The organism is Priestia sp. D3YE.R1, assembly GCF_049199565.1.
Lineage (GTDB): Bacteria > Bacillota > Bacilli > Bacillales > Bacillaceae_H > Priestia > Priestia aryabhattai.
Genome location: NZ_JBLTHW010000003.1, coordinates 298,640 through 310,403, shown reverse-complemented (window position 1 = coordinate 310,403; position 11,764 = coordinate 298,640). Strand labels below are relative to the sequence as shown.

Genomic DNA, 11,764 nt, shown 5'->3' with positions numbered 1-11,764 from the left:
GGAGGTACTTACTTTATGTTTAAGAAACTAGCAATTATTGGAGCACTAGCAGTTCCTATGTTCGGCATGAGTCACGGGGCAAATGCCGCTGAAACAACCCATCGCGTAAAAGCCGGCGAGACTCTTTACAAGATTGGCGCTGAATACGGCGTTACGGTTCAACAGTTAAAAGAAGCGAATCACAAATCTACCGACTCTATTAATGCAAATGAAACATTAACAATCCCTAACTCTATTAGCGAAAGCGATAAAGAATTGTTAGCTCGCCTTGTACAAGCTGAAGCAAAAGGCGAACCTTACGCTGGCAAAGTGGCTGTAGCAACAGTCGTTTTAAACCGCGTGGATAGCGATTCTTTCCCAAACTCTATTCATGATGTTATTTATCAAGGCACACAGTTTACACCTGTACAAAACGGTGAAATTAATAAAGCAGCGGATGCTGAAGCAAAAAAAGCTGTAAATGAAGCACTAGCGTTTAGGGGTCAAGGAAAAGGTTCGTTATTCTTCTTTAATCCAGATAAAACAAGCGACCAATGGCTTCGTCAAAAACAGGTTACGATTACAATCGGAAATCACGTTTTTGCAAAATAAACAAAAAAAGCACTCAGAGGAGTGCTTTTTTTAATATGCAACAAGTAAGCTTAATAGAACAGCTATAATAATAATCGGCAATACGTATTTAACTAGAAAGAACCATGCGTTAAATAATTTAGCACCTTTTGTGCTTCCTGAAATAAACTCTTCGTACACAGCTTCTTTTTTCATTTTAAATGTCACAAAAATCGCAATGGCTAAACTCCCAAGAGGCAGCATTAAGTTGCTCACAAAAAAGTCAGCTACGTCAAATATACTTCTGCCAAAAAGTGAGACATGTTTTAATACACCAAACGAAAGCGCTGATGGGATACCTACTACAAACACAAGAATCCCTGATAGAGAAGCGTAGCGAGTTCGTTTTGTCTGATCGTCTTTGGTTAAAGCAGCTACGATAATTTCCAGCAGTGAAAAAGCAGACGTAAGCGTAGCAAATAGAAATAAAATTAAAAACAGTGCTAAAAAGACGGTGCCAAACGGCATTTTCTCAAATACTGTTGGCAAGACAACAAACAAAAGTCCAGGTCCTTCGGTTGGCTTTAATCCGAATGAAAAAACAGCTGGAAAAATAGCCAAGCCCGCCAGCAGCGAAACAAACAAGTTCAAAATAGCAATGGTGCCTGCAGAACGCGGCAAGCTTACTTTTTTCCCTAAATAAGAGCTATATGTCACCATGCAGGATAATCCCACGCAAAGCGAGAAAAACGACTGACCGAGCGCATAGAGAACAGATGACCCTGTAATGGCTGAAAAATCCGGTTTTAAAAAGAATTTCACCCCGTCCATAGCTCCGTCCAATGTTAAAGAGCGAACCACGATAATGATAAAACAGATAAATAACAGCGGCATCATGTATTTATTAGCACGCTCTATTCCTTTTTGTACGCCTTTTGAAATAACAAACACTGTAATTAATAAAAACAGCGCCTGTGCACCTAATACCACGTAAGGTTGGCTAATGACGGCATTGAACAACGGGCCGTACTCTTTTCCGCTTAGCATACCGGTTACGCTCATAATCGTATATAAAATCACCCAGCCGCCAACGACGCTGTAAAAGGAAAGTAAAATGACACAGCTTAGTACTCCAAGCCGGCCAATCCATACCCAAGCGGACTTTGGGGCAATTGCCTTATAAGCACTAATCGCTTCTTTTCCCGTATGTCTTCCAATGATAAATTCTGCCAACAGAAGCGGCAATCCAATAAAAATTGTAAATAAAATAAACAACGCAAAAAATGCTCCACCGCCACTGGTTCCCGTTACGTATGGAAATTTCCATATCGCTCCTAGACCAATTGCTGCCCCAGCAGATGCTAAAATAAAACCGAGGCGTGAAGACCACTGATTTCCTTTACTCATATAATGTTACTCTCTCCTCTTCTAAACTCAAAACTCACCTGATTAGTACTGTACCATAAATGCAGAAGAAAATCATTCCCGTTTTACTTTTTTCTATAAAACGATATCTATATAGAATAGAAAAAATGAAGAAGCAGCTGCTTCTTCATTTTAGGTTTGATGTTTCTATTCAGACATTATTCTCTGTACGATGATTCGTCTCCGCGGTAGGCTTCTTGATTTGATATTTCTTCAATATGCATATGCCCTTCTCTCTCTAAACGAAGAACCGTACGCTCTGCATCTTCATAGCTCTCGCATGTCACTTGTTTATATTCCATATCATCTTTATCCGTGTAAGCAACTAAATATGTTTCCATTTTAACTCCTCCTATATAACCTATATGTAACGTATTTTGCCTTTTTCGTTTATTTCTAAACATATAGGCTCCAAACATAATGCCTAGCATAGTATAATAGCGGAACTTCAATTTAAAAAGTTGAATTTTTCATTATGCACCGATGCAACATGGAGGTTACGCTTATGACATTTATTTTATCATTCGTACCAATTGTTGTTCCTTTTGGTATTTTAATTATCTTAATTGCTTTTACAGCTGCTTTTTTACAATCAAAAGAGCATCATAAAAAGCTCTAGCTTACAAAAGCTAGAGCTTCTTTTTAAAAACGTCTATAGCGTTTAATCAATCCCACAATAATGGCAATTGCTAATAAAACAACTGAAATGATGACAGTAATGACAATTAGCTGATTTCCACTTTGCTTCACTGCAATGGCAATATAAGCCCAAATAAAAACAAGCGGATAAACAGCGTCTCGGTTTTTTAATGTAAACACAATGCCCAGCGCAGCTCCTACCAGCAGCATAATAATCGTCCATGCTAACTCGTTTAAGCCAAGCAAGTGCTGTATTCCATTTGCTTGAAATACAACAAACACATTGACAATAGTCGCAACAGAAATCCATCCAAGATACAGAGAAATCGGCAGACGCATAAACCATGTCGTCATTCGAGAATGCTGAATAATGGAATACACAATCATTAATGTGCCTAGAATAAAGAGCATAACTAAAAGAGATAACTTATAGTAATCGTTTTGGAAAATAAAGATCCACGCACTATTTAACAAACAGTTTAGAGAAAACCAAATGCCGATACGTGCATATATTTCCTTTTGATCTTCTCTTGCAAAAAATTGGCGTATAACCCAAATGGTTAATAATAAATAAATAACGCCCCAGATAGCAAAGGCATAACCCGCTGGTGTAAACAACGTAGGAACTTGCGCAGAAGCTTCTCCCGTTGTTTTGCCTCCTATTGGAATAGCATTTGCTAAATAATTCACAAGCAGTGTAATAGCCAAGCCTACTGTATTTAATACAGCATACAAACGAAATTTCGCCATTTTGTTCTCTCCTTTCTTCTATTTATATGGGAATGTTTCGGAGACGAAAACGGCTCTTCCCTTCATTAATACCTCTTCTTCCCTAAAAATATGCATTTTTAAACAAAAATGATTAAAAATAGCTTCAAGATGCTACCTCTTTAAGAGATAAAAACCGTTAGGGAACAATTTTCCATAACGCTTTCTATTTTTCAGAATATATGGTAAGTTAAACATAGACTAATAGGAAGTCCACTAGGGGTGCCGACCGGCTGAGACAAGTTTTCTTGATCCCTTTGAACCTGATCTGGCTCATACCAGCGTAGGAAAGTGGCAATGTTCAGTTTTGTACTGTCCTTTGCCACTCCGTTTACAAACGGAGTGTTTTTTATTTCCTTTATGTGCTTGTTTGTGACTTCCTCATATTAAAGGAGGATTTTGATGTCATTTTCGTCTCACTTAAGACAAGAAGCAAATTATATTTACGAAGCAATTTTTAACCATCCTTTTATTACAGGAATTGCTGAAGGAAACGTGCCAAAAGAAGCGCTTATTCACTACGTTTCTCAAGATTACGAATACTTAACAGCATTTGTACGCATTTACGGCGCTGCTTTAACAAAATGCCGCACGCGTACCGAAATGGAAGCCTTTAATGCCGGCATTTCTACGGTATTACATAGTGAAGTACACCCTCACAATAATTTTTGTGAAGTAGCAGGCGTACGCTATGAAGACCTTCACACTGAGGCTCTTTCACCAACGGCCAGCCACTACATTAACCATATGACAAGCGTTGCGCATACAGGCAGCTTAGCGGAAATCATTGCCGTGCTTCTTCCATGTCCATGGACGTACGTTGAAATTGGCCAGCGGATTACAGAACAAGTAAATCCATCTCCTTCTCATCCTTTTTATGAATGGATTCAGTTTTATAATAATGAAGAAATGAATAGCACAACACAATGGTTTTGTAACAAGCTTGATGAACTTGCCGAACAAGCTACTGAAGAAGAACGTAATCGTATGAAAGATCACTTCATCAAAAGCTGTGAACTGGAGTATTTATTTTGGGAAATGGCGTATACGCAGGAAAAATGGCCGCTTTCTCAGCTTTCACTTTCAAAATAACGAAAAAGCCTCCTATCAGGAGGCTTTTTATTTCAATAATTTTTTGATCATTTTCAGGTTTTGTTTCTCCGAAGGATAGCGGAATGACAAATCAAACTTGGTTGTTTGAGACAACATGCTTTTAAAATGAGAAAATGTCTGAAAGCTGTCTTTTCCATGATATTGACCCGTACCGCTTTCTCCTACTCCGCCAAAGGGTAAATATGGCGTAGCGATATGCATAAGTGTATCATTTATGCAGCCTCCTCCAAATGAAAGACGCTCCGTTATGACGTTTTGTACATCTTCACTTTCTGTAAACAAGTAAAGAGCGAGCGGCTTAGCTTTTTCTTGAACTTTATGAATAACTTCGTCTAGCGTTTCGTATTCAATCATAGGAAGAATAGGCCCAAAAATTTCTTCTTGCATAACATCTGATGTCCAGCTTACTTCACTTAACACCGTAGGTTCTATTGTGAGCGTGCTTTTATTGTACCCGCCTCCAACTATAGCGTTTCCGTCTTTTAAAAACTCAATTAGCCGAGTAAAATGGCGCTCACTGACAATACGGCCGTAGCGGTCGCTTTCAAGCGGATTACTACCGTAAAATTGAGAAATTGCTTCGCGAAGTTTTTTCACCAGCTGCGCTTTTACCTTTTTATGCACGAGCAAATAATCAGGAGCAACACACGTTTGGCCTGCATTCATTCCTTTGCCAAACATAATTCGCTTCGCTGCAAGATCTAGGTTTGCATCTTCATGTACAATGCACGGACTTTTCCCTCCTAGCTCAAGCGTGACGGGAATAAGCTGCTTCCCTGCTTCTTGCATAATAATTTTCCCTACATTTACACTTCCCGTAAAAAAAATATAATCAAGCGGCTGTTTTAAAAGCAGGCTTGTGGTTTCTACAGCTCCTTCAATCACCGTCACAAATGCTGGATCAAAAGCCTCAGCTAGTAATTCTTGTATAACGCGAGATACGCTAGGCGTTAATTCAGAAGGCTTAATAATAGCCGTGTTCCCAGCGGCAATCGCTCCTACTAAAGGAGATAGCGCTAATTGAAACGGATAGTTCCACGGAGCAATAATTAACGCGACTCCATACGGTTCAGGAACAATTTTCCCTTTAGAGCCCACATGTGTTAAAGCGGTTTTTACTTTTTTAGGCTTCATCCATTTTGCTAAATGTTTAAGCGTAAACCGAATTTCCTCTAGTAAAATCCCAATTTCCGACGTGTAGGCCTCTACTTCAGATTTATTTAAATCTTGTTTTAAAGCATCCATAATTCTCTGTTCATTTTGTTTGACTACGTCTCTGAGCTTATTCAGCGCTTGAATGCGACTGTTGATACTCTTTGTCTTTTGCGCATAGAAATACTGCTTTTGTGTAGAGACAATATGCTCAATGACCGTTTCATCTGTGATATAGAATTGCTCGTGGTTCATTCCTTTCATCTCCCTATAAACATTCGGCTTCAACTGTAGCAAGCAAGCTTTTTAATAGCTCAACTGCCTCGTTTAAAGCTAATGAATAATATCTCTGCGTTCCTTTTTGCTCAATTTGCACAAGCTTTTGATCGCGTAAAATTTTCAAATGATGAGAAATTGCCGGTCGTGATAGAGTAGACTCGTTTGCAATTTCATTAACGGTTAAAGGCTCTTTTTCCGCGAGCAGCAAAATAATATCTTGTCTTGCTGAATCACTTAGAGCCTGAAAAATAGGAATGCTGGCACGAAATAACTCCACTGCTTTTTCACTCATAAATATTCTCCTTTATTTAATTTCTTGTGTTCTGCGGACAACGGATGAAAGCCACTTTCTTGGTACAAAGCGCGGGATGAACGTAGCAAGACGAAAATGTACGCCTGGTATGATAACCGTCTGCCCTTTCATAAATTTTTTATAGCCAACTTTAACAACTTCTTCTACATCCATTGCACCGCTTTGAAAAAGCTTGGAGTTGCTTAGCTGGGCTCGGTCGCTAAAACCAGTTTTAGTTGGACCCGGGCATAGAGCGCTTACCGTTACATTGGTACCTTTTAATTCATTTTCAAGAGCCTCTGTGAAAGATAATACGTACGCTTTTGTTGCGTAATATACCGTCATAAGCGGACCCGGCATAAATGCAGCAACGGACGCAATGTTTAAAATTTTCCCGTAATTTCTTTTGACCATATCGGGTAAAAATAATTTTGTTAAATGAGTTAATGATCGGATATTTAAGTCAATCATGTTTAACTCTTCGTCTAAAGCTGTTTCAACAAATTTACCGTATAGCCCAAAACCTGCATTGTTCACTAAATAATCAACGTGCATTTCTTTATTTTTAAGTTCTTCATACAGTGACTGTATCTCTTCTTCTCTTGATAAATCCTTTACAACCGTTATCACTTCAATATTGTAAGTAGATTTTAAATTTTCTCGAATAGCTCTTAGTTTATCAGCGCTTCTGGCAACTAAAATTAAAGAATGGCCATCCTTTGCAAATCGATAAGCTAACTCTTTACCTATTCCTCCCGACGCACCGGTGATGAGCGCATAATGCTGTGACATAGTGTTCACTCCTTATGTTTATATGTTCAAGAACTTAAACATTTAAACTTATCTTATAGGATTCATTTTTTCCCGTCAACTGTTTTCTATACTCTCTTGCCCTTCTCTATTTTAATTTTTTCCATTCGCGCATTTCTGTACATTTTTTTACAAAATATGCGTTTTCTTTACATAGAAGGCTAATGTCGTCTAGTTTTGACAACCTTTGTCACCTAGCAGGAAAACAAGTGAAGATATGGTGAATACAACATACAACAAATAATCCATTACATAGTTGGATGAAAATAGATAAGGGAGGAAATGAAAAATGATGGAGACATATACAATTAAAAAAGTAAGTGATCAATTAGAGGTAGAAAAGAAAACGTTAAAACAATGGGAAAAATTATTGGGCAGCTATTTAACAATTGAACGAGTAGATGGGGCCCGTGTCTATACAGAGGAACAAATTGAATTATTTAATGATATTAAACAGCTGTTTGATGAACAATGTACGTTAGATGAAGTGAAAGAATATGTTCAGCTGCTGATAAAGGAACAAGAAGAGCAGGAACATTTAGTGATGGAATCAGAGGCAGCGGTTTCAAAAGAAGAAGAACCAGCAAAGTTGAAAACTGCTAAAAAAGAAAACGTCATTGATTTCCAAGAACACTCCAATAAACAAATGAAGCAAGAAAAGAAAAAAGCTGCTGAAAAGCAGGAAAGCGTTTCAGAGAATAAGCAAGAGAAGACCCCTCCTATACCTGAAGCGCGATTAGCTACTGAAGAAGAAAAGCAGGCTATTTCGGCTTCTATTGAAGAACAAAAGCCAAACGACCTTGTCGTGAATGAAAAAGAGCTGCTTCAAGGGGAACTAGTAGAAGCTGTTCGCCGCTATGAAGATGTGTTTGAAGTACTTGATACGTTTAAAGCTGATTTGTTAAAAGAAATGCGAGAAGGAATGCGAAATGAAGTTCGGGAAGAAATTGTCGGAGAAGTAAAAAAAGAGCTTGAAAAAAGTGCTACTCAAACTGTAGAAATGGTGGAATCGGTCGGGGCATATATCTCTGAGTCTTCAGAACGCAGCGCAAGAGATGTAGAAAATATGTCTAAAAAAATTATCCGTTCTAACGAAAAATCGTTTGATGAGGTCACTTCTTTGATTGAAGATTATTCAACAATTGCGGAAGAAAAAACAGAGGATATGCGCCTGTTCATGAAAGATGTCATGGAGAATGCGGATGAATCCTCTAAAGAAATGCAGTATTTATTAGACCGATTCTCAAGCAATTCTACCGTTGCGATGAATCAAGTAAAATTTATGGTTGAAAAATTAAACAATTCTTCAACTAATACGACAGAAGAGCTTCGTGATCTAATTGATTCGATGAATGAAGAACGAGTCTATTATTTGAAAGAAATGGAGAAAGAACGTAAGCTTCATCGTCAAAGCGTAGCTGAACGCGAAGAAATGTTTAGTGATTTTGTCCAAACCTTTAGACAAACCGCCGCTGCTGATATGAAGCGAAAACGGAAGTGGTGGAAGCTGTTTCTCTCCTGAAAACACCGGCCCTATGGTAATAGGGCCGGTGTTTTTTGATGGTAACACTAGTAGTTTGTCTGTACGAAACGTTAAGGTAACCTATGCTGACGAGACGTTATACTTTGAAAAACATGATAGCCGCTTACCGATACGCCTATAGTTCCCGCTCCCGGAAACACTGTATCTCCGCACAGCCACAGCCCTTGTAAGCCAGATCGATGCGAAATGCTGTTGAACAAAGCATGATCTAACGTTTGCGGAAAGCCTCCCACTCCGCCGTTTGGGCGAGAAGTGAACCTTTCCCATGCTTTAGGAGCTCCTGAAATTTGATGCTCTGCTTCTTCAATGTTAGGAATGATGGTTTTAATTCCTGCCATCATTTTTTTCTCAAGAACTTGTTTTTGAACATCATAGGCTTCTTTGTTACGCCACTTGCTAAGCTCAATGTGAGTAGACGCTGTAATTGTACGCTTGCCTTGAGGCGCGCGAAAACGATCGTCAGGATGAGACACGGAGATAAATAAATGATTTCCTTCCGTCATCTCGCCTTGTTCGGATTGAAGCACTTGCTGAAACAACTCTACCTTCTGCGGCAAATCTCCTTCATCAATCGCAACATACATCGAAAACGTTCCCCACTGCGGAAGCTCGCTTTTTTCTTTGATCCGCTTATGGATATGTTGGTAATCTTCATCATGCAGTAAAGACTTTAAGCTTTGAATTGGCGCGTTGCATACAACGTCTGAAGCACTGTAGCGGTTACCTCTATGATCATGCACTATCCACTCGTCGTTATCACGCTCTATCTTTACTGCTTTCCTTCCTAGAATCGTTTTTCCTCCGTTGGCTTTAATCGATTTTTGCAGGGCTTCTGCGACTTTGTATAAGCCACCCTTCACGTAGAAAGCTCCTTCGTGATAAATATCCAACGCTAGACATCCGATAAGCATTGAACAGTTCTCACTCGTTGTCTGCATGCTGTCTATTAATTGACCATCAACAAAATGAAGAAAGTCCGTTTCGTCTAGCAAGCTGTGTTTTTTTAGTAAATGACTAAACGATCGATGAAAATAAGGTAATAACTTCACAGACCCAAGATTTAACGAACTTACCAGCCGACTCCACTCACCGACTGTCAGAGGAGGAAGAACCGGCAGCGGCCGCATGAGCTTGCGAATTTCTTTTGCAACTCTAAAAATACTTTCATAGAAGCTCCTAATATTCTTCGCTTTATGAGGAAATTGTTTTTGAAGATAGGAAATATGCTGATGCCGGTCTTGATAATAAATCAGTGTACGATGAGGAAGATGAACTTTCATGATTTTCTCAAGAGAAATCTTTTCAATTTCTAGGCCAAGGTACGTGCTGATTCGCTCATGTATCCCTCCGCGCTCAAAGCCCATTCCAAGCGTCGCTCCAACAGGAAATGTATAAAGATGGCGCTGGAATTTCCCGGCACAGCCTCCCCACTCTCGAGAAGCTTCTAAAACCGTCACTTCATAGCCATGCTTAGCTAAAAGCGCTCCGGCTGTTAACCCACCTATTCCTCCGCCTATTACAACAACTTGCTTATGCATATTTTCACCTTCTTTAGCTCTTTCTTCTATTGTGCAAAAAAAAGAAGCTCACCGCAATTTAGAAGCGGCTCGTTACTGAAATAAAAAAGCCGTGAATGATCTCACAGCTTTTTGGCTTATTTTGTAACCACTCCACAAATAATTCGATCTCCTGAGTTTCCTGAAGGATCCGTTGTGTAATCGTCGACTTTGTCATGTATCACTAATGCCGACCCATCCATATCCAAAAGAGAATTCGGCTTTCCTTCTTGCAGCGTGACGAGAGAAGCAAAAATTTCGGTATCTACTTTTCCATTTGGCGCAACTTCTAGGTTGGGCAAGTCACCGGCATGCGGGCCTTTTGTATTTTTAAAGCCGTGTTCACGTTTAAAAGGATTAAAATGGGCCCCTGCTGTTTTAAAATCCGGCACCTCACATTTTCCTATTTCATGAATATGAAATCCATGTCTCCCGGGTGAAAGACCTTGAGCAGTTAATTTAATTTGCACACCGTTCTTTGCTTCTGTCAGCGTAGCCTCTCCTACTTTTTTGCCTGATGTATTCGTTAAATTCACTTTAACAGGTTCTACCGATACTTCGCTTGTTTCTTTCGCTTCCTCTGCTTTCAAATGGTTTTCATGAGCGTTATTTTGCTCTTTTACCATACTGCATGCTCCCAGCATTAATAAGATAAAGACCACGCATCCGTTCATTATCCACTTTTGCATCCGTGATTCCTCCTTTTGCTTATTTATCACCATCCTTTCACTATTCTCCTTTTTTTAGACATAAAAAAAGAGGATGGGACAAAAGTATTTTAGTCGAAGGAAAATCTGAACAAGTTGGATTTTTCACGGTGATGATGAATGTAGGTTTCATCTAGATAGGTGCTTCTAGCTGTTGATTGGAGGGCAAGACGAAGACTCCTGCGGGAAAAGCGGAATAGATGAGACCCCGCAGGAGCATAAGCGACAAGAAGACTCAGCGGCCGCCCGCTGAAAGCGAAGTCTTGCAGGGAATTCAACAGCGGTGTCACAAGCGATTCATACTAGCTCATTGATCCTCTTTGTTCGCCTTTAGATTCGATTGATGTAGTTATGTCTCAACCTCTCTCGTGTTTCCACTTTTTTCTTCACTTTAACGTCTTACTTTTGTTTAAAGTTGTATTCTTTTTCCGTTCCGTTTGAAAAACGAACTTCTAATTCAAAAGACTGAAAATCTTTTTTTAGATCAAACGCATCGATTACTTCCTTTTTCACATCTTCATCGGGCGTGCGCTGATCAAAATTTAACTTTTTAAATTTTGAAGATAATTTATTAAAAGCTTTGTCTCCGTTCAAGTGCTCATCGTTAATATTATCATCCACTTTGGCTTCTATCTCATCATTTTCATTTTCATAGTCGGCTTCATAATCATTGTTGAGCCCCTTATAGTCTACTTCTAAATCAAATTTTAAAAAGTTAAAAGATGTGTTTTCACTTTGATTGTCATAGCTCATCGGCGTTCCGCCATTTGTCACGCCTTGTTTATTTTGAGCTTCTCTTGCCGGTGCTGCATCATCATTGTGGCATGCTGAAAGTACGCTAATACCTATAAGGGAAAAGAATATGAAAAAGGGTCGTTTCTTCACTGTGTTTCCTCCTTTTAGTTCACTCTTCCTTCCTTTTATGTCCACA

The 11,764-nt window shown here is 39.2% G+C and carries 12 protein-coding genes and 1 riboswitch; of the genes, 3 read left to right on the top strand and 9 right to left on the bottom strand.

Going from position 1 to position 11,764, the window contains the following annotated elements:
* Nucleotides 1-15: 15 nt before the first annotated feature.
* Nucleotides 16-591 (top strand): cell wall hydrolase, encoded by a 576-nt coding sequence (locus ACOZIR_RS19885; RefSeq protein WP_221814990.1) that lies wholly within the window; start codon nt 16-18, stop codon nt 589-591.
* Nucleotides 592-621: 30 nt separating this feature from the next.
* Here the strand turns inward: ACOZIR_RS19885 and ACOZIR_RS19880 are convergent, their stop codons facing one another.
* The 3 genes from ACOZIR_RS19880 to ACOZIR_RS19870 all read right to left on the bottom strand — a co-directional run bounded on the left by ACOZIR_RS19880 (nt 622) and on the right by ACOZIR_RS19870 (nt 3,363).
* Nucleotides 622-1,956: a sodium-dependent transporter gene (locus tag ACOZIR_RS19880; protein WP_216141895.1), complete on the bottom strand. Its 1,335-nt coding sequence runs from the start codon at nt 1,954-1,956 to the stop codon at nt 622-624.
* A gap of 176 nt (nt 1,957-2,132) precedes the next feature.
* Nucleotides 2,133-2,315, bottom strand: a complete 183-nt coding sequence (locus ACOZIR_RS19875) for a hypothetical protein (protein ID WP_013056847.1) — start codon at nt 2,313-2,315, stop codon at nt 2,133-2,135.
* Nucleotides 2,316-2,616: 301 nt separating this feature from the next.
* A complete protein-coding gene (locus ACOZIR_RS19870) occupies nt 2,617-3,363 on the bottom strand; it encodes a TspO/MBR family protein (RefSeq protein ID WP_045290505.1) in 747 nt (248 codons plus the stop codon).
* A 226-nt stretch (nt 3,364-3,589) separates the two neighbouring features.
* Nucleotides 3,590-3,688, top strand: a riboswitch (TPP riboswitch).
* 95 nt (nt 3,689-3,783) lie between these two features.
* Here ACOZIR_RS19870 and tenA point away from each other — a divergent pair.
* Nucleotides 3,784-4,473: a thiaminase II gene (gene tenA / locus ACOZIR_RS19865; RefSeq protein ID WP_045290507.1), complete on the top strand. Its 690-nt coding sequence runs from the start codon at nt 3,784-3,786 to the stop codon at nt 4,471-4,473.
* A 27-nt stretch (nt 4,474-4,500) separates the two neighbouring features.
* Here the strand turns inward: tenA and ACOZIR_RS19860 are convergent, their stop codons facing one another.
* Genes ACOZIR_RS19860 through ACOZIR_RS19850 form a run of 3 tightly spaced genes read right to left on the bottom strand, consistent with a single transcriptional unit; the run spans nt 4,501 to nt 7,009 of the window.
* Entirely contained in the window at nt 4,501-5,901 is a 1,401-nt protein-coding gene (locus ACOZIR_RS19860) for an aldehyde dehydrogenase (RefSeq protein ID WP_045290509.1), read from the bottom strand.
* A gap of 13 nt (nt 5,902-5,914) precedes the next feature.
* Nucleotides 5,915-6,217, bottom strand: coding sequence for an ArsR/SmtB family transcription factor (locus tag ACOZIR_RS19855; protein WP_033578848.1), 303 nt, complete (start codon nt 6,215-6,217; stop codon nt 5,915-5,917).
* A gap of 12 nt (nt 6,218-6,229) precedes the next feature.
* Entirely contained in the window at nt 6,230-7,009 is a 780-nt protein-coding gene (locus ACOZIR_RS19850; protein WP_045290511.1) for an SDR family NAD(P)-dependent oxidoreductase, read from the bottom strand.
* A 307-nt stretch (nt 7,010-7,316) separates the two neighbouring features.
* On the opposite strand from ACOZIR_RS19850, the gene ACOZIR_RS19845 reads away from it, so the two are divergent.
* Nucleotides 7,317-8,549 (top strand): helix-turn-helix domain-containing protein, encoded by a 1,233-nt coding sequence (locus tag ACOZIR_RS19845; protein ID WP_045290513.1) that lies wholly within the window; start codon nt 7,317-7,319, stop codon nt 8,547-8,549.
* A gap of 71 nt (nt 8,550-8,620) precedes the next feature.
* Here the strand turns inward: ACOZIR_RS19845 and ACOZIR_RS19840 are convergent, their stop codons facing one another.
* The 3 genes from ACOZIR_RS19840 to ACOZIR_RS19830 all read right to left on the bottom strand — a co-directional run bounded on the left by ACOZIR_RS19840 (nt 8,621) and on the right by ACOZIR_RS19830 (nt 11,718).
* Nucleotides 8,621-10,108: an FAD-dependent oxidoreductase gene (locus tag ACOZIR_RS19840; protein ID WP_045290515.1), complete on the bottom strand. Its 1,488-nt coding sequence runs from the start codon at nt 10,106-10,108 to the stop codon at nt 8,621-8,623.
* 116 nt (nt 10,109-10,224) lie between these two features.
* Nucleotides 10,225-10,815, bottom strand: a complete 591-nt coding sequence (locus ACOZIR_RS19835; protein ID WP_310878700.1) for a superoxide dismutase family protein — start codon at nt 10,813-10,815, stop codon at nt 10,225-10,227.
* A 417-nt stretch (nt 10,816-11,232) separates the two neighbouring features.
* Nucleotides 11,233-11,718, bottom strand: coding sequence for a YusW family protein (locus ACOZIR_RS19830; RefSeq protein WP_045290519.1), 486 nt, complete (start codon nt 11,716-11,718; stop codon nt 11,233-11,235).
* Nucleotides 11,719-11,764: the final 46 nt, after the last annotated feature.

Bases quoted from the DNA above. Each gene is read 5' to 3' on its own strand.
- ACOZIR_RS19885 (WP_221814990.1), top strand. From the start codon at position 16: ATGTTTAAGAAACTAGCAATTATTGGAGCACTAGCAGTTCCTATGTTC.
- ACOZIR_RS19880 (WP_216141895.1), bottom strand. From the start codon at position 1,956: ATGAGTAAAGGAAATCAGTGGTCTTCACGCCTCGGTTTTATTTTAGCA.
- ACOZIR_RS19875 (WP_013056847.1), bottom strand. From the start codon at position 2,315: ATGGAAACATATTTAGTTGCTTACACGGATAAAGATGATATGGAATAT.
- ACOZIR_RS19870 (WP_045290505.1), bottom strand. From the start codon at position 3,363: ATGGCGAAATTTCGTTTGTATGCTGTATTAAATACAGTAGGCTTGGCT.
- tenA (WP_045290507.1), top strand. From the start codon at position 3,784: ATGTCATTTTCGTCTCACTTAAGACAAGAAGCAAATTATATTTACGAA.
- ACOZIR_RS19860 (WP_045290509.1), bottom strand. From the start codon at position 5,901: ATGAACCACGAGCAATTCTATATCACAGATGAAACGGTCATTGAGCAT.
- ACOZIR_RS19855 (WP_033578848.1), bottom strand. From the start codon at position 6,217: ATGAGTGAAAAAGCAGTGGAGTTATTTCGTGCCAGCATTCCTATTTTT.
- ACOZIR_RS19850 (WP_045290511.1), bottom strand. From the start codon at position 7,009: ATGTCACAGCATTATGCGCTCATCACCGGTGCGTCGGGAGGAATAGGT.
- ACOZIR_RS19845 (WP_045290513.1), top strand. From the start codon at position 7,317: ATGATGGAGACATATACAATTAAAAAAGTAAGTGATCAATTAGAGGTA.
- ACOZIR_RS19840 (WP_045290515.1), bottom strand. From the start codon at position 10,108: ATGCATAAGCAAGTTGTTGTAATAGGCGGAGGAATAGGTGGGTTAACA.
- ACOZIR_RS19835 (WP_310878700.1), bottom strand. From the start codon at position 10,815: ATGCAAAAGTGGATAATGAACGGATGCGTGGTCTTTATCTTATTAATG.